The organism is Arthrobacter glacialis (assembly GCF_002909415.1).
GTDB classification, from domain to species: domain Bacteria; phylum Actinomycetota; class Actinomycetes; order Actinomycetales; family Micrococcaceae; genus Specibacter; species Specibacter glacialis.
The window spans coordinates 28961-52796 of sequence record NZ_PPXB01000020.1 but is presented as its reverse complement, the minus strand read 5'-3'; the positions used below and the strand labels follow the sequence as shown (position 1 = coordinate 52796).

Here is a 23836-nt window from a genome sequence, read left to right as displayed (position 1 = left end):
CCAGCCCCCACCGCGCGAAAGCGTCGGCACAAGACCTCGACCGACAGGGTCCGGCGCCGGAAGTGTTACGGCGTGACTTTTTTCAGGGCTGCTGATGCGTGGGCGTCGAGGGATTTGCCGTTGGCGGCGACGTCCCAGCGCCAGTACAAATCGCCGTTGACCAGGCCGAAGATGCGGGTGGCAGCGGTGTAGTCCTTGGCTCCTGCACCGCGCATAACGGCGTCGGTGGAGAGCCGGATTTGGGGGCCTTTGATGGAGCCGTAGTACAGCTCGGAAATGCCGCCGGGGTGGACAATGTTGACCATGATATCGAAGCCGCCATCGGCGTTGCGCAAGGCTTCTACATCGTCGGCCGTTCGCAACGCGGGCACAATGTCCGCGGGAATCAGGCCAGGGCCGCCGTCGGCGTCGTTCAATATCCTGTCAAGCTGCCAAAAGCCAGTCTCAACGGACAGGGGACGCAAAACAGTCCCCTCCTCATCGGTGAGCCACGACTCCGCCGTGTACTTCAGATACGGCAGGCCGTTGGCCTTGAAGGTGACGGTTTGGGTGAAGTATTCGGAGTCTTCTTCGCCTGAACCGAGACGACCAGCGCCAGTCCAGGTGCCAAGGAGCCAGGAAAGTGGCACCAGCTCCGGAGTCAGGTCCGAGGGAATTTCAATAGGCATGGCGAATTACTGCTGGCCCTTGAAAAGGCGCCACACCACCAGACCCGCGAACCAGGCCATGGCCACGCCGGCCAACACCAAAAGGCAAATGAAGAAAATTTCCAAGGCAAGTATGCTCATGATGCCATCCTACAATGTTCCTGACGGGGGATATCGACGAAGTGACGCGCCGGTCCTAGGACAAGAGCATTTTTTCTACGAAATACACCAGTGCACCCATCGACAATACGGGCGCCAGCGCCGCAGCCACCGAACCGAAACTTAGCTTCTGGTGGCCGGTGAGTGTCCGCAGTCGCCGGAAAGCTGCCACTACTGCTGCCACCAGAACGCCCAGCACAATGGCCGGAAGAATGCGCACATCGGAGAACATGAGCGCTGCCATGGGGCCCGCCAAAGCGGCCAGCACAATGGCCAACGGTGCCACCACCCTGTCCGGCCACGGCAGCATTCCGACCATGAGGGCCACTGCGGCACTGACGGCCACGATCAGCGTCATTCCGGGTTCACCCAGGAACCTGAACGAGGCCACCCAGCCGCACGTAAACCCCGTGATGACCACGCCAGCGCCGGAACCCAGGGTGGATTCCAGCCGGTGCTTTTGTCCTGTGCCGCGAATCAGTTGCACCACCATGATGGCGCCGAATCCAACGGCGATGAAGATGGGCGTCCACACCAGATAGTCGACGCCGCTGGTGAGTCCCGCCGTCAGCGCGGCAACCGCTCCGGTCAGAGCGATGACAGTGCCCAGTGTCTTCTTGGCCGGGATCCCCAAATAGTACGGCCAGCCATAACCAAAAACGGCGGCCAGCCCAATGCTGACTCCCACTGCATAGCCAAGCCCCAAATAGTGCCCGGCCACCAGCAGAGCTAGTGCAAGGATTCCAATAAGACCGGCTGTAGATGACTTCACACATCAATCCTGCCCTATTCTGCCGGTACACTGTGGAACAACCCCGTGGCGGAGGCGTTTAGTTTTTTGCCCCACACCCCGCAGGGCTCGTCAGTGGTTCGTCGCTCAAAGATGCGCATACACAGCACTTTGTTAGGAATACATGTCGCAGATTTTATTGCTGACCAATAACCACGGTTCGTCCGTGGATGTTTTGCCTGCGCTGGAACTTTTGAGCCACCACGTACACATTCTCCCCGCCGTACCAACGGCCCTGCTGGATGCCAAGCCCTCCGACCTGATCATGGTCGACGCCCGAAAAGACCTTGTTGGTTCCCGTTCCTTGACCCAACTTTTACGCGCCACAGGAATCAGCGTGCCGTTGCTGCTGGTGTTGACCGAAGGCGGAATGGCCGCCGTGACGGCCTCATGGGCTGCCGACGACGTCATCTTGGAATCCGCGGGACCGGCTGAAGTTGAAGCACGGATTCGCTTGGCGTTGACCCGCGCGGCGAGTGCCGAAGATGGCACCCATCAGGAAATCCAGGCCGCCGGGATTGTTATTGACGAAGACAGCTACACAGCCCGAGTGCACGGCACGGCATTGAATTTGACCTACAAGGAATTTGAACTGCTGAAGTACCTTGCCCAACACCCGGGACGGGTCTTTACCCGGGCCCAGCTGCTCAATGAGGTGTGGGGCTACGACTATTACGGGGGCACCCGCACCGTGGACGTTCACGTTCGGCGCCTGCGCGCCAAGCTCGGCTCCGAGAACGAGAGCCTGATCAGCACCGTTCGCAACGTTGGGTACCGGCTCACGGTTTCACGCCAGCCCGACGGCGACATGGCTGACGTTTAGCGCTTGCGAACTGTTGGGCAGAACGCAGAAGGCCCGCAGCAATTGCTGCGGGCCTTCACTATTTGGTGGAGGACATACGGGTCGAACGTATCGAGGACACCCCACTGGTGCATCCCCCCAGTCAAACAACAAGCTGCATGGGTTTCCCCGTCCAGCTGCCCTCAAACTCTATGCCACCACCTTGCCCGCATGCAAACCCGCACCCATCGCAGGCAGCCTTGCACCCGCCCCAGACTCCTCTGCCCGAGAACTATTTACGCGGAGTCTCGCGCTAGCTGACATAGGCCTACTAGGCTGTTGCTATGAGCCCCGCAAAGACTGACAGCTGGCCAGTGACCATAATCGCAGGAGCCCCCGGCCCTGAGATTCGCCGAGAGATCCAGACGGTGATTGACGCGGCCGAAGACGCCGACGGCAACCCGCCATTCTCGGAACAAACACTGGTGGAACTCAAATCCACCCAGGCAGGCCCGCACAGCGTCCTGACGCTACTTACCTACGCCCCCGAGGACGCCTCCCCAACTGTGGGCGAGGACCTGGCCGGCGTTGCCATTGTGGTCCTCGATGGCAATGAGGGCGTGCTGGAGCTGGTGGTGCACCCTGCCTACCGGAACGACGGTGTGGGCGCTATTTTGGCGGACAAGCTGGTTGAGGTCCGTGGGTTGCAAGGCATCAAAGCCTGGTCCCACGGCGACCATGAGGCCGCCGCCGATCTTGCCGCCAGCTACGGGTATAGGGCCATCCGTGAACTGTGGCGCATGCGTCTGGTCAGGCAGGCGCCGCAATTCGCACAGCCGGTCGAGCCGGTTCAAGCGGACTACCCAACCCCCGACGGCGTGAGCTTGCGAACATTTGTGCCGAACCAAGACGAAGACGCGTGGCTGGCAGCCAACGCGGCTGCCTTTGCCCACCACCCCGAGCAGGGCTCGCTAACGCGCTCCGACTTGCGGGCCCGCATGGACGAGGACTGGTTTGATCCGGCAGGTTTCTTCCTGGCCGTCAATGGGGCCGATGAGATTCTGGGGTTCCACTGGACAAAAATTCACCCCGCACGCTCCGGCCAGGCGGCCATGGGTGAGGTTTACGTGGTGGGAGTGACGCCGGCCGCTCAAGGAATGGGGCTCGGCAAGACCCTCACCCGGGCGGGCATTGACTACCTGCACAACGCCGGTTTGCGCGCCATTATGCTTTACGTAGACGCCGACAATGAGGCTGCTGTGGCACTGTACCGCAAGCTGGGATTCGCCAAGTGGGACTCCTCTGTCATGTACGGGCCCATGTCCGCCTAGACCCCATCCCTAGCCTGCACGCAGGAAATTTTCCCAGCTGTGACCCAAACTTGTACTGTTGTTTCAAAGCATCACCAACTATGAGGACTCGTCGATGAAGCGCGAATACAAGGGACCCGTGAACAGCATGGCATCCAACGGGCAGGAACGGTTCTTTTCGGGTGAAGTGCCGGCCTCACGGGCCACCCAGGACAGGATCGAGATCCCGGAGTTTGAGCCCACGCTCATCCCAGAGGGCGACATCAGCCCCGACAGGTTCCTTGACCGGGAGCTGAGCTGGTTGGCCTTCAACTCCCGCGTGCTCGAACTTGCCGAGGATCCGGATCTGCAGCTGTTGGAGCGGGTTAACTTCCTTTCCATTTTTGCCTCCAACCTGGATGAGTTCTTCATGGTGCGGGTGGCCGGCTTGAAGCGCCGCATTGCTACCGGCTTGGCCGTGCCCTCCCCCGCCGGGCTCAGCCCCGTCGAGGTCCTGGAACAGATCAGCGACGCCGCCCACGAGCTACAGGCCCGGCATGCGCACGTTTTTGCCAGTCAGATCCGCCCGGCCTTGGCCTACGAGCACATTCACTTGGTCCATTGGGAAGAACTTGATGACCCGTCCAAGGTGCAGCTCTCCAAAATGTTTGCCGAGAAGATGTTCCCCATCCTCACCCCACTGGCAGTGGATCCGGCCCACCCCTTCCCGTACATTTCCGGCCTGTCCCTGAACTTGGCCGTTGTGGTCCGCAACCCGGTCAGCGACAAGGAGCTCTTTGCCCGCGTCAAGGTGCCGGACCTGCTGCCGCGCCTTGTCTCGGTTGACGGCCCGCGCGCTGGCACCGTGCCGGGGCGTGTGGCGCGTTTCATCCCGCTGGAAGAGGTCATTGCCGAGCACCTGGACCAGTTGTTCCCGGGCATGGAAATTGTGGAGCACCACTCGTTCAGGGTGACCCGTAATGAGGACCTTGAGGTTGAAGAGGATGACGCCGAGAACCTCCTGCAGGCGTTGGAGAAGGAACTGCTGCGACGCAAATTTGGTCCACCCGTGCGCCTTGAAGTCGCAACCGACATCAACCCCAGCATCTTGGCGTTGCTGGTGCGCGAGCTGGATGTGAACGAGACAGAAGTTTATTCACTGCCGGCACCTTTGGATCTGCGTGGCTTGTCCATCATTGGCAGCATCGACAGGCCGGATCTGCGCTATCCCAAGCATGTAGCCCACACCTCCCGTGACTTGAACGCCTCGGAGACGTCCAAGGCGGCCAACGTATTCGCGGCCATGCGCCGTCGTGACATCTTGTTGCACCACCCCTACGATTCCTTCTCCACCTCGGTGCAGGCGTTTCTTGAACAAGCTGCCGCCGATCCCAAGGTACGCGCCATCAAGCAGACCCTGTACAGGACATCGGGTGACTCCCCCATTGTGGATGCCCTGGTGGATGCCGCCGAGGCTGGCAAGCAGGTTTTGGCCTTGGTGGAAATCAAGGCCCGCTTTGATGAGCAGGCCAACATCTCCTGGGCCCGCAAGCTGGAACAGGCTGGCGTGCACGTGGTGTACGGCATTGTGGGCTTGAAAACCCACTGCAAACTCTCCTTGGTGGTTCGCCAGGAACAAGATGGATTGCGCCGTTACTGCCACATCGGCACAGGCAATTACCATCCCCGCACGGCCAGATACTACGAGGATCTGGGCCTGCTCACGGCGGACAACCAGGTGGGCGAGGATCTGTCCAAGCTTTTCAACCAGCTCTCCGGATACGCCCCCAAAACCACTTTTGACAGACTGCTGGTGGCACCGCGTTCGGTGCGTTCGGGCCTGATTGCACGCATCGACGCCGAGATCGCCAACAAGAAGGCCGGCTTGCCCGCCCAAGTGCGCATCAAGGTCAACTCCATGGTGGATGAGGCCATCATCGACTCCCTCTACCGCGCTTCGCAGGCGGGTGTGGATGTGGGTGTGATTGTGCGCGGCATCTGCTCATTGCGCCCAGGCGTTCCCGGACTTAGCGAAAACATCACCGTCCGCTCGGTGCTGGGCCGCTTCCTGGAACACTCGCGCGTCTTCACGTTTGCCAATGCCGGGGACCCCAAGGTCTACATTGGCTCCGCTGACATGATGCACCGAAACCTGGACCGCCGAGTTGAGGCGCTGGTAAGGCTCTCCAACCGGGAAGACATTGCAGAGGTCACCTCACTCCTGAACCGCTACCTGGACTCCGGGACTGCCAGCTGGCATCTGGACAACGACGGCGAGTGGACACGCCACCACCTCGACAGCGCGGGCAACCCCTTGCTCGATATCCAATCGTGGCTGCTGGCCAGCCGTTCACGCCAGCACTCAATCCTGCACCGGTAATGCGCAGCGCTGAACACATCGAAGACCCTGCGGTTGAGGGCACTGAAGTCTCCATCTATGCAGCCGGCGCGCTGTGCTGGCGACTGAAGAAGAAAAAACTGGAAGTTCTGCTCATTCACCGGCAGCGCTATGACGACTGGTCCTGGCCCAAGGGCAAATTGGACAAGGGCGAAACACTCCCCGAATGCGCTGTGCGTGAAGTGTTTGAGGAGGTGGGCCTGCCCATTACCTTGGGCATCCCGCTGCCGTCCATCCGCTATGCCGTAAAACCTGGCAACAAGGAAGTCCACTACTGGGCCGCCCGCGTGGATGACATGCCCCCGATCCCCGACGGCAAGGAAGTGGACGCTGTTATTTGGTGCAGTCCCACCAAGGCACGCGGGCTGCTGTCCAACCCCTCCGATGTGGAGCCGTTGGATGCATTGGTGACTGCCCATGGGGCTAACACCCTGGAAACGTGGCCGCTGCTGATAGTCCGTCACGCCAAGGCCAAGCCGCGTTCGGCATGGACACGGGCCGAGGGTGAACGCCCTCTGGCGGCAACGGGCAAGCGGCAGGCGCTGTATTTGCAACGCCTGCTCATGTCCTGGCGTCCGGGCAAGGTTTACACCAGCGGCTGGACAAGGTGCATTGCCACCATCTCCCCTTACGCGCAGGCAACCAAAGCCAAGGTAAAGGTGGTCCCGTGGTTGACGGAGGCCGACCACAAGCGGCATCCGGGCAAGGCCAGGTCGGTGATTGAAAAGTTGTTGACCCGATCCAGTGCGGCTGCCGTGTGCACCCACCGTCCCGTCATACCATCAGTCCTGGCCGCCTTGGCCGGGCACATGTCCCATGATTTGGCCCACGAGCTGCCCGTCTTGGACCCGCACCTGTCGCCCGGTGAGGTTCTGGTGGCCCACGTTTCGGTCGCAAATCCTGGCCGGATCGTTGCACTTGAGCAGCACAAGCCTTACGAGGACTAGCGGCACACTGGGAGCAATTTGTAGTAATTCGACATGTTCTTCCCCATTGACGGCCTAAGGTACGTAACATTGGAGCGAATAAGGGATTTCGCTTGCCAACGTCGCCGTAAAGGATATATAGCATGCCGTCACTCGATTCACTGCCAGTATTGGACTTCTCCCGGCTCAGCGCCGGCCCGGAGGAGGCCACCCAGTTCCGAAATGACCTGCGTGATGCCATGCATGAGGTGGGGTTCCTGTACCTGGCCGGCCATGGCGTACCCCAAGAACTCACGGACGCCATGCTTTCGGTTTCCCGCCGGTTCTTTGATCTACCCGAGGACGTAAAGCTCGCCGTAGAGAACATCCACAGCCCCCAATTCCGCGGCTACACCCGCATGGGTGGCGAGCTCACCGACGGGGGCGTGGATTGGCGCGAGCAGATTGACATCGGCGTGGATCGCGACATTGTTGCCCCAGGCCCCGGGGTGGCTGACTACTGGCGCTTGGAAGGCCCCAATCTGTGGCCCGAAGGGCTGCCGGAGATGCGCGCTGTCGTCTCCGAATGGACCGAGCGGCTCAGCGCCATCTCACTGGAACTCCTGCGGGCCCTGGCCCTCTCACTGGGGGCACCCGGGGACACCTTTGATGCAGCATTCGCGGCCCAGGCTTTCCCTGTGCTCAAGATTGTGCGTTACCCCGGCGAGTCTGACCCGGAGCCCAAGCAGGGTGTGGGCTCGCACCGCGACGGCGGCGTGCTGACACTTCTACTCGTGGAACCTGAAAAGGGTGGGCTCCAGGTGGAGTATCAGGGCAAATGGATCGACGCGCCGCAGGTGCCTGGCACCTTTGTGGTCAATATTGGCGAGATGCTTGAGCTGGCAACGAACGGTTACCTCAAGGCGACCTTGCACCGGGTCATCTCCCCGCTGCGAGGCACCGACCGGATCTCCCTGCCGTTCTTCTTCAATCCTGCACTGGATTCGACCATGCCCCAGCTCGCCGTCAGCCCGGAATTTCAGTCCAAAGCCCGCGGATTGTCTGTTGACCCGGGCAACAGCCCCATCCTTCAGACGTACGGCGACAACGCCCTTCGCTACCGGATCCGGGCACACCCCAACGTTGTTGCCGCCCAGCATGCGGACCTATTGGCGGACTAAGCCCGGCCGCCGCCAATCCGAATAACGGCGTCACAGTGCGCTTCGCCCTTTCCCACACCTTCTTTGTACCTTACTCTTGATACAAAGATTCTTGATGGGGGAAATGATGGCTCCAAATCCGCTCGCGCCAACGTTCATGGAAATGGTCATGTCACTGGGCGTCCCACTGGCGCTGCTGTGCGTGCTGTTCTATTCTGTGCTGCGTTTTGCCGTGTGGACACCTCGCGGCGGGCCATCGTTGGAGCGCATTCGCAAGCACGCCCTGTGGACGGGTGTCATCGCTTGGGCATTCAGCAGCCTTTCGGCCGCAGGACAAGCCGGCATCTCCCATTACGGCCAGTCGACCGAATCGATGGAACCGTGGGGGCTCATCCCATGGACAGCCCTCCTCACCCCAGTTGCAGCGGTTCTTATCATCCACACCATCGGGCAGGCCACGTGGCCGGCGCCGAAGTCCGCAAAGCGTAAGGCCAGCCTGGAATTCCGACGAGTGCGCGATTATGTGGAGCCGGCACTCGGCTGGACCGTATTGGGCGTTTTCCTGGTGAGCGCAGCGGTCATGCCCTTCGTTGCCGCCGCCCGCAGCTTTGGCGCAATTGACCGTCCCGCACCCGGCTCCGTCGGACTCTGGACCCTTGGCCGGGTGGACGGCTGGGCCATGGCGATTGCCCTCTCCTCGGCGCTGGTTCTCCTGGCTGCAGGCACGCTGCTCGTCATGCGACTCATCGCCTCGCGACGATCACTTGAAGCGCTGAGTCCCAAGCAGAACAACACCCTGCGTGTCATCGGCATGAACCGGTTGCTGCGGGTGTCAGCCACTGTGGCTTCAGGCCTATCCGCGATTGCAGGGAACTACTTGGTGCAGCCGGTTCCGGGCAGCGATGTGCTGTCCTACACAAATTGGTTGGGACTGGTCAACATGGCCGTCCTGGTCACGATGTTGTTTTGGAAGCCGCCGACCCTGGATCCGGTGTCACCCTTCAAGTCGGTGCCCCTGGCCGCAGCGGAACAACCCAGCCGCGAGAGCGTTGCGGCTGCAAAGCTGATGGATTCCACGGTGGTGGTGCTGATTCCGGCCATGGCGGCCGGGGTCTTACTCGGTTTGGTTGTACGGCCCTGGCTGGGGTCGATGGGCATCGTCACGGCAACCCTTGCCTGCATGGTGTTGGCCCATTTGGCACTGGAAGGGGTCCTGAAACGGAACTACTCAGTTCGGCGGCATTCCGGCGTCGGGCGGACAGTCACCCTGACCGGGGCCCTGCCACGGTACACCTGGGCAGCATTTGGGCTCAGTGCAATGGGGCTTGCCGGTGCCTTTGTGTATGCCTCGGCCGTTGCCACTGGAACGACACCGCTCAGATGGGACGGCAGTCCCAACCCCATTGCCATCTATTGGGTGACCAGCCTCCTGGCGGCTTTCATCCTGCTGGCGGGTGCCGCGGCCATGTGGTTCGTGCTTACGCGACCAGAGCTGAACCAAGTGCCGGCCGCTCTTGACGACACTCTGCGCCGCAGGTCCCTGTTTCGCATCGCTCGAACGGTTGCGAGCTGCTGGTTCGCTCTGGCGGGCCTGTTGCTGTCCATGGCGGGACCGCCAACCAGCACAAACCCGCTGGCACCACAATTCGACCCGGGCGCCCTGGCTGCCCTCTGCTTTGCGCTGTCGCTCATGCTGCTGTTCTTGCCGGCCAGGGGCTACACGCCCGCTGATTTTGCGCCGCCCGCCCCAGTCCAGTCCAGCAACACGAGTCCGAGCAAGTAGCCCACCGTGGAAGCGCAAATCGTCATTGACCTGGAAACGGCCACCCCGCCGTACGAGCAGGTGCAAACGCAAATAGCATCGCTCATTGCCGTGGGCGAACTTCGCGCCGGCACCCGCTTGCCCACCGTCCGCAGCTTGGCTGCCGATCTTGGCGTTGCTGCGGGCACCGTGGCCCGGGCCTACAAGGGGCTCGAAGCCACCGGCTTTGTCACTACCAACCGCAGGCAGGGAACCGTTGTTGCCCGGTCACGTCAGGCTCGACCACCGACTGATCCGGGAGCGTCCGGGGAGGTGATGGCCGCCGTCGACCATCTCCTGGCGGTGGGCGAGCGTGCCGGGCTGGATGGAAAGACGTTGATCTCACTTCTTCAAGGGCGACTGAACCAGCGGGGCTCCCAGTAGACTTGTGCGCGTGACTATTTTGACCCCTTATGAGGACATGCTGCGCGATGTGCTGGCCAACGGTACCGCGAAGTCGGACCGCACCGGCACCGGAACGCGGAGCGTTTTTGGCCGCCAGCTGCGCTTTGACCTGAACGAGAGTTTCCCGCTGATCACCACCAAGCGCGTGCATTTCAAGTCCGTGGCGCTGGAACTTTTGTGGTTCCTGCGCGGCGACTCGAACGTGGGCTGGCTGCAGGAGAACGGTGTCAAGATTTGGAATGAATGGGCGGACGACGCCGGAGAGCTGGGTCCTGTCTATGGCGTCCAGTGGCGCTCCTGGCCCACTCCGGACGGCGAGCACATTGACCAGATTGCCCAAGTCATGGAATCGCTGCAAAGCAACCCGGATTCTCGCCGCCACATTGTCTCAGCCTGGAACGTGGGCGAGCTGAAAAACATGGCGCTGCCGCCGTGCCACGCATTTTTCCAGTTTTATGTTGCCCCCACCGAGGACGGCCGCGGCAAGCTTAGCTGCCAGCTGTACCAGCGTTCCGCCGACACCTTCCTGGGCGTGCCGTTCAACGTTGCCTCCTACGCCCTGCTGACCATGATGGTGGCGCAGCAATTGGACATGGAGCCGGGTGAATTCATTTGGACCGGCGGCGACGTCCATATTTATGACGACCACCTGACGCAGGTTGCCGAGCAGCTGTCCCGCGAACCATACCCGTACCCGCAGCTGCGTTTCACCCGCAAGCCCGAGTCAATTTTTGACTATTCCTTTGACGATTTTGAGCTGGTCAACTACCAGCACCACCCCACAATTAAGGCACCGATCGCTGTATGAGTGACACACCTGCTTTGCACATTCCCACTTTTTACCGCTTCAGCCAGCCCATTGTTGGCATGATCTGGGCGCAGACAAACGGTGGCGTCATTGGTGCCGATGGCGGCATGCCTTGGCACTTGCCGGAAGACATGGCCCATTTCAAGCGGGTAACCACGGGTCACCCCGTGGTCATGGGCCGGCGCACGTGGGAATCGTTCCCGGAAAAGTACCGGCCGCTGCCGGATCGGACCAACATTGTGGTGACCCGCCAAGAAGGCTGGAGTGCAACGCCCGAGGCAAGTGGCGCCGTCGTCCTTGATTCGTTGGAAGAGGCGCTCGTGGAAGCGCAGTTCTCCCCCGGCGGCGATGAGGTGTGGGTTATTGGCGGTGGACAGGTTTATGCGCAGGCCCAGGAGCACTGCAACGTTGCGGTGATTACTGTCATCAACTCGGATGTTTCCGGGGACACGCAGGCGCCGGGGCTGGGGCACGAATGGTCGTTCCGCGGCGCGTCGCCGCTGGAGGGCTGGCACACGTCCAAGAACGGCACCGAATATCGGATCACCCTCTGGGCCAAGGGCGACACGGAGTTCCAGGCGGAATAGTCATGGCAGACGGTTCAGAGCAGCGCGAGTCCCCCAACGGGGCGAACCATGACCCCAACCCGTTCAACGTGCGCCAGTACGAACAGGAGTATGGGCCGGGCGGGGTGCCACCGGATTACACATTCCAGGCAAAGACACCACTGCAAAATCCGAACGCCATCCGCTTTCTGGGCGTTGTCTTGTTCGTCATTGCTTGCGTCCCGATCTACCCGGCCACAATTTCCGGCTTCGCCTTGCCCGGCAGCATTTATGCCGGCCTGGTCTTTTTGGGAGCCGCCACGGCAGGCGTCTGGGCCTTCATCGTTGCCAACCGCCGGCAGAAGTGGCTCATCGCCAAGCGCGTGCCGCGCAAGGATTGGTAGTCCGGACGTAAACTGCGCGCTCCACCGACTGGCGCCCTTTGAGAATTCGTTGCTACCAATGAGGAACCCATGACCCACATCGCTCCGAACCTTACGAGCCACACCACAACAACCTCATCCGTGACCGGAAGAGAATGCGGAGCCAGTACGGCCCCCACGCCTACACGCGCGGCATGTACGTCAGCGGATCCCAGACGCCGCTCAAGCCTCGCAACATCAGGATGCGTAGTTCCATCCCGATCGTATTCGCAGTTCCCGTGACGATCATCGGCATCTGGTTCTGGGCAAGTGGGGGCTATTTGTCTGGCGTGTTGCTGATACTCGGTTTCGCTGCCGTCCTGCTCTTTCTCAGCTGGATCGGATTCAGGACAGCCCGCCTCCGTGAAAAATGGGAACGCGAGAACCCGGAGCTGGCCAAGAACATCGACTACTGACGAACACTCGCAGGATTGGGAACATCAATGAGATCCAAAGCGGAGCGTGACCAGCGCTGGCACCAGAAGCAGCGCGAAAAACGCGAGAAGCACGAACAGCGGGAGCTGCGGGACGCCCAGACCATGGCGTGGCACGATGCGGCAGCTGCCAGCGGCCAGAAGCGTTACCTTGTACGCGCCAACAACGGCGAGCTGGTCAGCTACCTGCCCGAGGAATACGGTGTGTGGCGCGGTGGACAGGGGCCGGTGATTCGAACGGTTTGGGGCTGGGCAGTATCAACAGCAACCCTGCTATTTCTGAACGTTGTTATGATCCTTGCCATACTGGGCAGCGCCAGGGAGAATCCCGGAAACCTCCACGGGGGCCTGTGGTTCGGGTTCGCGCTCTCCCTGCTCATACTTGTGGTCATTGGCCGCTATCTGGTCATCGAGGCCAAGGCCACGCTCCTGCGCCGTCAAAGGGGTTTGCCCACACCCTCTGGAACACCCATGCTTGCCGAGAACCCGGTACCGGGGAACTACACACGCTAAGCCCTGCACGGAACGTGCACCGCGCCCGGCTGCACCTTCGCGCGGCGGTGCGAAACGCCGTCGTACGTGTTCATTGGGTGACACGGATTTGCCGCCAGTTTGCCCCTCCATCGTAAACTTGGGGCATGACCAATAACAGTGTTCCTTCCGTCGGCCTTGTCGGCTGGCGCGGCATGGTCGGTTCCGTTCTGCTGCAGCGCATGCAGGACGAAGGCGACTTCGGCGATATCAACCCCGTCTTCTTCTCAACCTCGAACGCCGGCGGCGCTGCCCCGGCGATTGCAGGCTCCGGCGACGCCGGCAAACTCGAAGACGCCTTTGATATTGACACTCTGGCGAAGCTTCCCATTATTGTCACAGCCCAGGGCGGGGACTACACCTCCCGCGTGCACACCGAGCTGCGCAACCGCGGCTGGGACGGCCTCTGGATGGACGCGGCCTCCACGCTGCGCATGAACAACGACTCCATCATTGTGCTTGACCCGATCAACCGCGGTGTGATCGACGCCGGGTTGGCTTCTGGAGTCAAGGACTTTGTAGGCGGAAACTGCACCGTCTCCTGCATGCTCATGGGCCTGGGCGGGCTGTTCAAGAACGGCCTGGTCGAGTGGGGCACCTCCATGACCTACCAGGCTGCCTCCGGTGGCGGCGCCCGCCACATGCGCGAGCTGCTGAACCAGTTCGGCACACTGAACTCCGAGGTTTCCTCCGAACTGGACAACCCGGCGTCGGCCATCCTGGAGATTGACCGCAAGGTCCTGGCCCACCAGCGCGAAGGCATCGACTCCTCGCAATTCGGCGTGCCGCTGGCCGGTTCCTTGATCCCCTGGATCGACGCCGATTTAGGCAACGGCCAGTCCAAGGAAGAGTGGAAGGCCGGGGTTGAGACCAACAAGATCCTGGGCACCTCTGCTTCCAACCGCGTGATCATGGACGGGCTGTGCGTGCGCATCGGCGCCATGCGCTCCCACTCGCAGGCCCTGACGCTGAAGCTCCGCGAGGACCTGTCAGTGGCGGAAATCGAGTCCCTGCTGGCCAACGACAACGAGTGGGCCAAGGTGGTTCCCAACACCAAGGAAGCCTCCATGGCTGACCTGACCCCCGTGGCTGCATCCGGCACCCTTGAGGTCCCCGTGGGCCGCATCCGCAAGATGGAAATGGGCCCGGAATACATCAGCGCGTTCACCGTGGGCGACCAGCTCCTCTGGGGTGCCGCCGAGCCGCTGCGCCGCATGCTGAAGATCGCCACCGGCACCCTCTAACCCCTCCTCCCAACTGAGACGCACTTGATGCTATAAATCACGCGATTTTTAGCATCAAGTGCGTCTCAGTTGGGGAGCAGGAAGCGTTTGTAGGCGGTTGCCGACTTTTCCAGCGACCTGGTTTGGTTCGGGCTTAGCTCACCAAAGAGTTCCGGAAGCACGACGCCGGCCAGTTGCCTTTGTTTTTCAGCCATACCTTGGGCTTTGCGCCAGGTTCCGGCCACCTTTCCGCCAGCCACGACCGTTGCCTTGAACACGCCGTTACCGCCCGGAACCGTCAGCGGGGCGTGGTGCGGAGCCAGAGCCGCACTGCGGTCGGTGTACCCCAAGAGGTACTCATCAAAGCCCGGCAGCAATAGCAGAGACCGTGTCCCGGGAACCGTCCCGCCGAGGAGCTCAGCCGTCTCAGGCGCCAGCCAGTAGCTGACGCCGTTGCACACCACGCTGGCCAGCTGATCGCCCAGCTGGGCCAACCCTGCGCTGATGTCCTTGAGCGTCAGCTTGGACCACCATTGAAAGTCCTTGATAGTGGCAGGACCATGGCTGCTGAAGTAACGCAGCGCCAGCTCGGCCAGGGCTTGTTCACGGTCCATGGCGCGCGGATTCTTGATCCACGCCTCCGCGCTGACAAAGAACTGGGAGTTGCCGTTCCCAGCCGCACTATTGATGGGCCCCTGCACCAAGGTTCCTTGGAGGCAGAGCAGAAACAAGAGGTGGTAGCCACGCTGGGCCTTCGTCCCTTGTCCTGCGCGCTCAAACGCGGTGAACAGCTCATCCCGGGACACTCGGCCGCCCTGCTCGGCCACCAGCGCCAAGGCGAGCTCCCGCACCTTGTCTACATCCGCCGTCGTGATTTCCAGCTCGCGGTGGCGGGTGGACATGCCGGACTCCATCCGCTCAGCCGTGAGGGACAAGATCCAGCCCAGGTCCTCTGCAAGCGTCACATGCAACGTGCCGCGCATGGGCCATGACCTCACCAGTTCACCGCTGTTGAACGCCGCTTCAACAGCGGCGCGGGTGCTCCCCGGTGAGCGCAGGCCGATCGACCACAGCACGCCGGGGAAATCCTGTCCTTGGAGTGCTGTCAAGGAACGCACAACGTCCCCCGGCCCCGGACCGGGACTGATGGACGTAGGCAGGATTCCCTGGGCGGCAAGCCGCAGCCGGGCCAGGACGGTGGGTGTGACACTGGGACTCATGCTCCCAATCTAGGCCCACCCACAGAACTGACCCGCAGAAAACGCCGAAAAATCAACGATTTTCGTGATTTTTCGGCGTTTTCTGCGGGTCAGTTGCTGGGCCCACGAGGGCGTGGGGATTAGCGGGCCGTGCGCATGTTGGCCGTGATGGGGCACTCGAACGGGTCGCGCTGGCCCAGGCCCACACGGTTCAGGTAGCGCATCACGATCATGTAGGACTGGCCCAACGTGGTCTCCGTGTACGTGATGTTCCGCTCGGCACAGTATTCGCGGACCATAGGCTGGACGGCCTTGAGGTTCTTGGAGGACATGGTGGGGAACAGGTGGTGCTCAATTTGGTAGTTCAAACCGCCCATGCCAACATCTACCCACCAACCGCCGGAAATGTTGCGGCTCATGAGGGTCTGGCGGCGCATGAAATCGATCTTGACGTCCTTGGGAACCAACGGCATGCCCTTGTGGTTAGGGGCGAACGCGCAGCCCATGTACAGGCCCAGCCCCATGATCTGCACGGCGACGAACGCCAAGCCGATACCCCAGCCGAGGAACCAGACGGTGAACGCGGGGAGCAGGACCAGGCGGACAACGAGCAGGGCGATCTCGGCCTTGCGTTCGGGCACAATCTGCTTGCGGTCCAGTACGCGCTTGACGGCGGCGATGTGCAGATCCAGCGCGGCGAGGGTCAGCAGCGGGAAGAAGAAGGCGCCCTGACGGCGGGCAAACCACTTGGCAAAGCCCGTGCGCTTGGCGGCATTCTCGGGATCAAACACGAGGGCGCCGGGATCAATGTCGCCGTCCACGCCGATCTTGTTCGGGTTCAGGTGGTGCTTGCCATGCTTGTTCATCCACCAGCCGTAGCTCAAGCCGACGAATAAATTGCCGGCAATGCGGGCCAGCCAAGCGTTCTTCTTCGCGGAAGCGAACACCTGACGGTGCGCGGCGTCGTGGGAAATGAAGGCGGTCTGGGTGCACATGAAGGCAAACAGCACGGCCGTAACCATCTGCCACCAGCTCTGGCCCAGTGTCAGGAACAGCGCCAACACGGCCAAGTAGCCAATGCTCTGGCGGACGATGCGCAAAACGTACCACTTGATGTCGCGTTCCATGAAGCCCGCGGCACGAACCTGCTCGGTCAGCTGGATGAAATCAGTGACGTGACGGTCCCGTGCCGGGCGTTTTTTTGCTGTCTTGGTGAGAGTGTCGCTCTCATCCAAGACATCCGGGCTATCAAGTGTTGCCGACGACATGGGTACTCCTCGTGCCGGGCTTCCCAAACAGAAGCGCCAAGCTAATAGAAAGGACAGATCTTTCCATTAACACTACGAAAAGCCCCGGAGCTGCACATCACACTCGGGAGCCGTCTTGACCCCCTACCCCGGTACGGGGTGACTGCCGTGGACTCGGCCAGCGCGGATGTTGGGCCCACGCGCCCGAGGGCCCCGCGGCGAGCGTGCGAGCCGTGGGAGGGCGTGGGGATTACAGCGAGCAGCCCACCAGCACCGGTTCAGGCACCAGGGTGATCCCAAATTTGCGTTCGACGCCGTCGCGAACCTCCCGCGCCACCGCCAAGATGTCCTCGGCCCGGGCCCCGCCACGGTTGGTGATGGCGAGGGTGTGCTTGGTGGAGAGGGAGGCGCGTGGCGGGGTCCCGGCGTCGTCCGACTGGCCGGCTGCTGGCACTTCGCCCAACAGGCCGTAGCCCTTGGCGAAACCGGCATGGTCAATCAGCCAGGCTGCACTGAGTTTCACCAGATCGCCCGCGGGATAGCGCGGCGCGTCGGCGGGGAGCGTGGCGGCGACCTCCGCGGAAACGATGGGGTTGGTGAAGAAGGAGCCGGTGGAGAAGGTGTCGCGGTCGGCGGGGTCCAGGACCATGCCCTTGGAGGCGCGCAGGGCCAGCACGGCACGGCGGACGTCCAGGGAGTTTGCCCGCTGGCCAATCTCGACGCCCAGCGTGCGGGCCAATTCGCCGTACTTGATGGGCGCGCTCATACGGCCCAGCAGGAGCTGAAATTCAACATTGAGCACCACGTAGCGAGGGGATCCGTTGACGGTGGTGGCCTTGAGCAGGGATTCCCGGTAACCGAACTGCAGCTCGGAGCTGGTGAAGGTGTGGACAGCGGTTTTCTCCCTGTCCCAGGTCCGCACTGCGGCGATGGTTTGGGAGACGTCGCAGCCATAGGCGCCTACATTTTGCACGGGCGTTGCGCCAGCGCTGCCGGGGATTCCTGACAGGGCTTCCAGCCCGCTCCAGGCATGCAAAACGCTCTGGTGAACAAAGTCGTCCCAGTCATGACCCGCTTGGACTACCACCGAGGCACCGCCGCAGGAATCCTGCGAATCAACGGCATAGCCCTGGCTGGCGATCTTCACCACGGTGCCATCGAAGCCTTCATCGGAGATGAGCAGATTGGAACCGCCGCCCAGGATTAGGAGCCGCTCACCGGTGCGGTCCGCTGCCGTGACGGCCTCAATGATTTCCGCCTCGTTGGTGGCCGCAACGTAATTCTTGACTGGGCCACCCACGTGCAACGTCGTTAGGGAACTTAGAAACTTTTGCTCATTCACAATTCCACATTAGCCGCACTGCGCTCATTGACTGTGTTCTCTAGGTACTTTGGTTTGCGCACCACCGGTGTCAGGAAGAAGGCCACCACCAACAGGCCCAGCACCGCCAGCAGCGAGTGCAGGACGCCCACATGTTCAGCCAGCAGGCCCAAGAGCGGCGGACCACCCAGGAATGCGCCATAGCCAACGGTGGAAACCACCGAAACGCGGGCCGCGGCGTGCTCCGGGTCGTCGGAGGCGGCCGACATTGCCACGGGGAAGCCCAAAGCTGAGCCCAGACCCCACAGGACCAGGGCACCCAAGGCAATCTCTGCCGAGGGTGCAAACACAAACAAGCCAAGTCCCACCACGGCCAGGGCGGCACCGGCCCGGAGTACCGCCACGCGGCCGTACTTATCCAGGAGCACGGTTCCGGCAAAGCGGCCAATGGTCATGGCGGAGACGAAGATGCCGTAGCCAATGGCACCAATCGAGTCCTTGGTGCCGTAGCCGTCCACCATGGCCAGGGCCACCCAGTCACCGGCTGCACCTTCAGCCAGACCCAGGCCCAGCACCAGGGCGCCCAACATCAAGGTGCGGGGGTCACGCCAAGCGGCGGCAATCTTGGCCTTGCCTGCGCGTTTGCCAGCCGCAGCCGCCTTGGCGTTGTGATCCTGCGTGCTCGAGGCCGTAATGACGGGGATGGGACCGGTGCCTGGCACCGCGCCGGAATCGCCCAGGTCAACCAGCGCAGCCGTTGAGGTTAGCTTGTCCGCCTGGTAGCAGCCGGCGCCTATCAGCACAGCAAGGCAAACTGCCACCGAAACCACTGACAGGTGAATCGCCACAGGGAGGTGAATGGATGCCGCCAGGGCGCCCAGCCCGGCGCCCGCGACCGTGCCAATGCTAAAGGAGCCGTGGAGCCGTGGCATGATGTGCCGCCCCAGCGCCCGCTCAACGGCGGCCCCTTCAATGTTTGAGGAGGTGTTCCAGCTGCCCGTGCCCAGGCCCACAATCACCAAGCCGGCACCCACCACATACGTTTCGGCGAACACCGTGGCACCTAGGCCCATGATGATGACGCCGACGGTCTGGATGATACTGCCCAGCCGTGAGGTCAGTTTGGAGCCAAGGCGCAGAACTACCAAGCCGGAGGCTGCCACCGAAACAAATGATCCCAGGGACATGCACAGCAGCATCAGCCCCACCTGGCCCGCGCTCAGGCCCAGATCGTCACGGATGGCGGGAATACGGGAAACCCAGGTGGCAAAGACCAGCCCGGAGCCGGCGTACGCGGTGACTACACCGTTACGCCAGGCTTTGACGCTGCTCACGCCAAGCGGACCGTGGCTTGTGCCTTGACCAAAACTTTTTGTCCGTCCAAGGTGACGGTCAGGTCGATCCTGGCGGTTCCGGCGTCGGAATCCAAGGCCCCAACAACGCCTGTCACAGCCACCACGGCACCGGGCCCACCCTCTAGGTCAGCAACGGGGACGGGCTTGGTGAAGCGTGTTCCATAAGATACGACGGCGGCCGGGTCGCCCACCCAGTCGGTCACCAACTGGACGGCAGCGCCCATGGTGAACATGCCGTGGGCAATGACACCGGGCAGTTCCACTTCGCGGGCAAAGCGCTCGTTCCAGTGGATCGGGTTGAAGTCCCCGGAAGCACCGGCATATTTGATGAGGTCTGCGCGGGAGATCTCAATGACGCGTGAACCAATCTCGGTCCCAACGCTCAAATCTGCAACGTTCAATGATGCTGTCGTCATTACTGTCCCTCCCCGCGAACCAAGATGGCTGACACTGTGGTGGCTACTGCCTCGCCGGTAACAGTGGAAATTTCTGCGCGGGTGGTGATCATGGCGCCACCACCCATGCCGCGGACGGCGTCCACGTGAAGTTCGGCAACCAGTTCGTCCCCGGCCACAATGGCCCGGTGATGCGTGAAGCGCTGTTCCGCGTGAACCACGCGGGAGAAGTCAATCCCGGAATCGGCGTCGTTGATCAGCAGGGCGTCGGCCCGCTGGGCCACAATGATGGCATAGGTGGGCGGAGCCACCAGATCCGCATGCCCCAATTCGTGGGCCGCGGCAACCTCAAAATGGGCTGCATGGGTGGCCTTGACCGCCCGGGCAAAGTCGCGGATGGATTCGCGGCCAACACTGTAAATTTCGCCTAAGCGGTAGCTGCGCCCCTGCAGCTCGGGATTGATACTCATGGGCTTAAGCGTATAGCCCGGCCATGCCTAAAAGCACACTACGACCGCGTGCCGGACCGCATCCTGTCCACCACCTCCAGGAGTGAGGCTACATCCACTTTTTCTTGGGCGTTTGCCGGACTTGCCACCACGGTGGGGAATCCAAAAAGTGTTGCATTGAAATACAACCCGTCACCCAGCAGCATCACCGCGCGGGCCACGGCAGGATCGCCAATATCGCTCAGGATCAGCTCGAACCATCGGGCATGCAGTTCGGCGAAAACGTGCCGGACGGCATCGTCGTCGCTTTGAATCAGCCGGTGGGCCGCCACTATGGCGCGGTCAAAGGGGGTGTCGCCAAAAACGCTGGTGCGCACGTAGTACTTGGCGCAGCCTTCGGGGTCCTGCGCCATCGCAGCAAAGTCCAGCTCGGCGTACCCTCGCAACTTCGCGAGAAGCCCTTCCGTCAAGGCTTCCTTGCTCTTGAAGTGATAGAGCAAGCCCCCCTTGGAAACGCCAGCGGCAGCAGCAACGGCGTCCAGGGTGGCTGCGCGCGGGCCATCGCCAATAAGCAGGTCCTCATAGGCAGAAAGCACCCGGTCACGGGCTGAGGGTTGTGTAGTCATTGGACAAGCCTACAAGAAGTGACGAACTAAACCGTCCAGACGGTACAGTAAACCGGCTGGACGGTATAGAATTGTTAGCATGGCGATATCAGTAAGCACATCAAAACTCGGTTCCTCCGACGGCCCGGCGCGTGCAGGCGTCCGTTCATGGATAGCACTGGCGGTCCTCATGCTGCCCGTTCTGCTGGTCTCCGTGGACAATACCGTGCTGAGCTTTGCCATCCCCTCGATCTCCCTGGCACTTGTTCCCTCCGCCTCGGAGCTGTTGTGGATCATCGACGTTTACCCCCTGGTCTTGGCAGCATTGCTGGTGCCCATGGGCAGCTTGGCCGATCGGTTCGGCCGGCGCAAGCTGCTGCTGATTGGTAGCACGGGCTTCGCCATCGTCTCGGTTTTTGCCGCGTTTGCCCCCACGGCCGGTGCCTTGATTGGCTACCGGGCACTGCTTGGTTTGTTTGGTGCCATGCTGATGCCATCAACACTGTCCCTGATCCGCAATTTGTTCCTGCACCCGGCTCAGCGACGCAAGGCCATTGCCATCTGGGCGGCCGGCTTCTCAGGCGGTGCCGCGCTGGGTCCCATTGTGGGCGGATTCATTCTGGAGCACTTCTGGTGGGGCGCCGTCTTCTTGATGTCGGTGCCGGTGCTGATCCCGCTGCTGATCCTGGCCCCGATCTTTGTGCCGGAGTCCAAGGATCCTGCCCCGGGCAAAATTGATGCCCTGAGCATTCTGTTGTCCTTCGGCGCCATGGTGCCCACCATTTTCGGCATCAAGGAAATTGCCCAGTCGGGTCTCTCCGTCACCAATATTGTCCTGATCGTGGCTGGACTGACCTTGGGCGCCGTGTTTGTGCGCCGTCAGCTCCGCCGCGAAAACCCGATGATGGACGTGACCCTGTTCAAGAACCCGGTCTTCAGTGGCGGTGTCATGGCGAATCTGCTGAGCATTTTTGCGCTGGTGGGATTCCTGTACTTCATCACCCAGCATCTGCAGCTGGTTGTGGGCCTCTCCCCCACCCACGCCGCCTTTGTGTTGGTGCCAGGTCTTGCCATCACCATCATCTCCGGTCTCCTGGCCGCATCATTGGCCAACCGGATCCGGCCGTCGTGGCTGGTGGCGGGTGGATTGCTACTGAACGCCATGGGCTTCTTGATCGTGTGGCTCAACACCGACGGTTCAGTGGCCGGCATCATTGCGGCCTTTGTTGTCCTGGGCGCCGGCGTTGGCATGGCGGAGACCATTTCCAACGACCTCATTCTCTCCGCTGCCCCGCCCGCCAAGGCTGGTGCTGCCTCGGCAATCTCGGAGACCGCCTACGAGGTGGGCTCAGTACTGGGAACGGCCATCTTGGGCAGCATCTTGGCTGCCGCGTACAGGATGAACGTGGTGCTCCCTGCTGGCGTGTCCGAGGCGGAGAGGGAAACCGCATCCCAAACCCTGGGTGGTGCCATTGATGTTGCCGGAACGTTGCCGGCCGCGCAAGGCGAGGCCCTGCTCAGCTCAGCCAAGCACGCCTTCGATTCCGGTTCCGGAACCGTGGCCATGGTGAGCGTTGCGCTCATGCTGGGTGCGGCACTGATGTGCCTGTGGGCCTTGCGCAGTGCCGTGGCCAACCCGGAGCCGGTGGACCACTAGGCCGCTCAAAGCCAGAACGCCGGCGGCGTGCCAAACGGGTGGGGACCTATGAAACTTCATGTGTCCCCACCCGTTTGGCACGCCGCCGCATGTTTTAAGCTTTGCTGCGCTTTTCCGCAGCCTTGAGTTCCTTGCGGATGTTGCGTCCGCGCAGGCCCAGGGACGCCATGTGCGCCAGCAGTCCGACGCCGATGAACGGCAGGGCGATGTAGGTCATGGAGGGTGTTGTTGTCAGGGCACCGATCACAATGATCACGATGCCGATGAAGGTCAGCCCCATGCCGCCAAAAACGGCGTATTTGTAGGCGGGCGGAGCGGTTTCCCAAAAGTCATTAAGCACCCGCTAAGTCTACCGGCCGAGGGCCCCGCCGCGGGCGGTGTGAGCGGCTGGGGTTTAGAAGAGCGATTCCTGCAGCGCCGGAACCACGGTTTGGTAGTCCCCGCAACGAATCTTGTGCCCCTTGAGCCCGCCCAGGTCCACCAGGAACGCCCCATCCACGCCGTCCAATCCCGCGAGGGCTGTGGGGCCCAGCATCGAGTCCAGCCGAATGCCGTGCCTGCCCGAATCCAGCGGTTGCGGGTACGCCGTGCGACGGCTTGGAATCGCCACAGCTTCCGAAAAGCCAATCCGCTGCCATTGCTCCTCCACCGCCTCAAACCCTTCCAGCGCCAGACCCGCCACATGTTCACGGACGACGTCGGCCATCGCCTTGTTCGTTTGTTCCAGGTGCAGGGGTGGCCGGGGATGCAAAAGCGCTGCAAACTTTGCCGCCCCGCGCACGAATTGAGTGGGTGGCAGGTTGGTGGACACGGCATCTTCAAGGTGCCGCACCACAGCACCATCCTGTGCGCGGGCCACGTAGCGGGCCACCAGCGCACCCTGCTCGGCCAGGCGGCTCCATTTGCTGCGCTCGGATGCCGTACCCACCTTGGTGGTGCCGTCGGCAAAGGTGGCAATGTAGAGCCAGTGCTGCTGAGCCAGATACGCCTTCAGTCCGGGCGGGGCGTGGCCGCTGCGGTGGAAGTCGTGCATGAGGCGCATCTGGTCCTTGGCGAAACAGGCACCGCACTGGAAGCCTCGTTCTGCGCCCTGCCCCGTGGGACATGCGAAGTGTTGGGGCTGGCCCGACTCCTCCACCCGGGTGAACCCCAGACAGAGGCGGGCCGGGACGCCATCGCCGGAAAGCACCTCAAACCTCAGCCACTGCCCCGGCAGCAACGGCAGCCTCGCATCGCCGTCGTGCGTTGTCAGGGTCAGCGCAGGACCCTGCGCATTCCAAGAGACGCCGCGGACCAGCCCACCATCCATC

General features: G+C 62.0%; 25 protein-coding genes. 14 read left to right on the top strand and 11 right to left on the bottom strand.

Annotated features, from left to right (window positions below; translation table 11 throughout):
• Positions 1 to 65: 65 nt before the first annotated feature.
• Together CVS28_RS18535 and CVS28_RS18530 are read right to left on the bottom strand one after the other, a co-directional pair.
• A complete protein-coding gene (locus CVS28_RS18535) occupies positions 66 to 668 on the bottom strand; it encodes a heme-binding beta-barrel domain-containing protein (protein WP_103482431.1) in 603 nt (200 codons plus the stop codon).
• A 175-nt stretch (positions 669 to 843) separates the two neighbouring features.
• The gene (locus tag CVS28_RS18530; protein ID WP_103482430.1) at positions 844 to 1578 is read right to left on the bottom strand and encodes a permease; all 735 of its coding nucleotides are present in this window, start codon (positions 1576 to 1578) and stop codon (positions 844 to 846) included.
• A 142-nt stretch (positions 1579 to 1720) separates the two neighbouring features.
• Here CVS28_RS18530 and CVS28_RS18525 point away from each other — a divergent pair, with 142 nt between their 5' ends.
• The 13 genes from CVS28_RS18525 to asd all read left to right on the top strand — a co-directional run bounded on the left by CVS28_RS18525 (position 1721) and on the right by asd (position 14319).
• Positions 1721 to 2419: a winged helix-turn-helix transcriptional regulator gene (locus CVS28_RS18525; protein ID WP_103464895.1), complete on the top strand. Its 699-nt coding sequence runs from the start codon at positions 1721 to 1723 to the stop codon at positions 2417 to 2419.
• Positions 2420 to 2721: 302 nt separating this feature from the next.
• On the top strand, positions 2722 to 3708 hold the full coding sequence (gene mshD, locus CVS28_RS18520; RefSeq protein ID WP_103482429.1) for a mycothiol synthase: 987 nt from the start codon (positions 2722 to 2724) through the stop codon (positions 3706 to 3708).
• A 127-nt stretch (positions 3709 to 3835) separates the two neighbouring features.
• Complete coding sequence (locus tag CVS28_RS18515) at positions 3836 to 6046, top strand: RNA degradosome polyphosphate kinase (RefSeq protein WP_370739478.1); 2211 nt, start codon at positions 3836 to 3838, stop codon at positions 6044 to 6046.
• Positions 6046 to 7011: an NUDIX hydrolase gene (locus CVS28_RS18510; RefSeq protein ID WP_103482428.1), complete on the top strand. Its 966-nt coding sequence runs from the start codon at positions 6046 to 6048 to the stop codon at positions 7009 to 7011. Before CVS28_RS18515 ends, CVS28_RS18510 begins: the two co-directional genes overlap by 1 nt.
• 122 nt (positions 7012 to 7133) lie before the next feature.
• On the top strand, positions 7134 to 8150 hold the full coding sequence (locus CVS28_RS18505; protein WP_103482427.1) for an isopenicillin N synthase family dioxygenase: 1017 nt from the start codon (positions 7134 to 7136) through the stop codon (positions 8148 to 8150).
• Positions 8151 to 8253: 103 nt separating this feature from the next.
• A complete protein-coding gene (locus CVS28_RS18500; RefSeq protein ID WP_207797261.1) occupies positions 8254 to 9912 on the top strand; it encodes a hypothetical protein in 1659 nt (552 codons plus the stop codon).
• Positions 9913 to 9918: 6 nt separating this feature from the next.
• Complete coding sequence (locus CVS28_RS18495; protein ID WP_103464900.1) at positions 9919 to 10314, top strand: GntR family transcriptional regulator; 396 nt, start codon at positions 9919 to 9921, stop codon at positions 10312 to 10314.
• A gap of 10 nt (positions 10315 to 10324) precedes the next feature.
• Positions 10325 to 11143: a thymidylate synthase gene (locus CVS28_RS18490; protein WP_103482442.1), complete on the top strand. Its 819-nt coding sequence runs from the start codon at positions 10325 to 10327 to the stop codon at positions 11141 to 11143.
• A complete protein-coding gene (locus CVS28_RS18485; protein WP_103482425.1) occupies positions 11140 to 11730 on the top strand; it encodes a dihydrofolate reductase in 591 nt (196 codons plus the stop codon). The genes CVS28_RS18490 and CVS28_RS18485 overlap by 4 nt, the downstream gene beginning before the upstream one ends.
• Before the next feature lie 2 nt (positions 11731 to 11732).
• A complete protein-coding gene (locus CVS28_RS18480) occupies positions 11733 to 12092 on the top strand; it encodes a hypothetical protein (protein WP_103482424.1) in 360 nt (119 codons plus the stop codon).
• A 134-nt stretch (positions 12093 to 12226) separates the two neighbouring features.
• A complete protein-coding gene (locus CVS28_RS18475) occupies positions 12227 to 12526 on the top strand; it encodes a hypothetical protein (RefSeq protein WP_103482423.1) in 300 nt (99 codons plus the stop codon).
• Between the two features lie 27 nt (positions 12527 to 12553).
• A complete protein-coding gene (locus CVS28_RS18470; RefSeq protein ID WP_103464904.1) occupies positions 12554 to 13057 on the top strand; it encodes a hypothetical protein in 504 nt (167 codons plus the stop codon).
• A gap of 125 nt (positions 13058 to 13182) precedes the next feature.
• Positions 13183 to 14319 carry an aspartate-semialdehyde dehydrogenase gene (gene asd / locus CVS28_RS18465; RefSeq protein WP_103464905.1) on the top strand — a complete coding sequence of 379 codons (1137 nt, stop codon included), beginning with the start codon at positions 13183 to 13185 and terminating at the stop codon, positions 14317 to 14319.
• Positions 14320 to 14384: 65 nt separating this feature from the next.
• Here the strand turns inward: asd and CVS28_RS18460 are convergent, their stop codons facing one another.
• From CVS28_RS18460 to CVS28_RS18430, 7 genes are all read right to left on the bottom strand, one after another.
• Complete coding sequence (locus CVS28_RS18460; protein ID WP_103482422.1) at positions 14385 to 15518, bottom strand: winged helix DNA-binding domain-containing protein; 1134 nt, start codon at positions 15516 to 15518, stop codon at positions 14385 to 14387.
• Between the two features lie 119 nt (positions 15519 to 15637).
• Positions 15638 to 16765 carry a fatty acid desaturase family protein gene (locus CVS28_RS18455; RefSeq protein ID WP_103464907.1) on the bottom strand — a complete coding sequence of 376 codons (1128 nt, stop codon included), beginning with the start codon at positions 16763 to 16765 and terminating at the stop codon, positions 15638 to 15640.
• A 229-nt stretch (positions 16766 to 16994) separates the two neighbouring features.
• Positions 16995 to 18086 carry a UDP-N-acetylmuramate dehydrogenase gene (locus CVS28_RS18450; RefSeq protein WP_103482421.1) on the bottom strand — a complete coding sequence of 364 codons (1092 nt, stop codon included), beginning with the start codon at positions 18084 to 18086 and terminating at the stop codon, positions 16995 to 16997.
• On the bottom strand, positions 18083 to 19399 hold the full coding sequence (locus CVS28_RS18445) for an MFS transporter (RefSeq protein ID WP_103482420.1): 1317 nt from the start codon (positions 19397 to 19399) through the stop codon (positions 18083 to 18085). Before CVS28_RS18445 ends, CVS28_RS18450 begins: the two co-directional genes overlap by 4 nt.
• The gene (locus CVS28_RS18440; RefSeq protein ID WP_103482419.1) at positions 19396 to 19836 is read right to left on the bottom strand and encodes a MaoC family dehydratase; all 441 of its coding nucleotides are present in this window, start codon (positions 19834 to 19836) and stop codon (positions 19396 to 19398) included. The genes CVS28_RS18445 and CVS28_RS18440 overlap by 4 nt, the downstream gene beginning before the upstream one ends.
• Positions 19836 to 20285, bottom strand: coding sequence for an FAS1-like dehydratase domain-containing protein (locus CVS28_RS18435; protein ID WP_103464911.1), 450 nt, complete (start codon positions 20283 to 20285; stop codon positions 19836 to 19838). The genes CVS28_RS18440 and CVS28_RS18435 overlap by 1 nt, the downstream gene beginning before the upstream one ends.
• Positions 20286 to 20323: 38 nt before the next feature.
• A complete protein-coding gene (locus CVS28_RS18430; RefSeq protein WP_103464912.1) occupies positions 20324 to 20890 on the bottom strand; it encodes a TetR family transcriptional regulator in 567 nt (188 codons plus the stop codon).
• A 79-nt stretch (positions 20891 to 20969) separates the two neighbouring features.
• Between CVS28_RS18430 and CVS28_RS18425 the strand changes: the two genes are divergently transcribed.
• Positions 20970 to 22526 (top strand): MFS transporter, encoded by a 1557-nt coding sequence (locus CVS28_RS18425; protein WP_103464913.1) that lies wholly within the window; start codon positions 20970 to 20972, stop codon positions 22524 to 22526.
• A gap of 94 nt (positions 22527 to 22620) precedes the next feature.
• Here the strand turns inward: CVS28_RS18425 and CVS28_RS18420 are convergent, their stop codons facing one another.
• Positions 22621 to 22866, bottom strand: a complete 246-nt coding sequence (locus tag CVS28_RS18420) for a DUF3188 domain-containing protein (protein ID WP_103464914.1) — start codon at positions 22864 to 22866, stop codon at positions 22621 to 22623.
• Positions 22867 to 22920: 54 nt separating this feature from the next.
• Entirely contained in the window at positions 22921 to 23835 is a 915-nt protein-coding gene (locus CVS28_RS18415; RefSeq protein WP_103482418.1) for a DUF2797 domain-containing protein, read from the bottom strand.
• Position 23836: the final 1 nt, after the last annotated feature.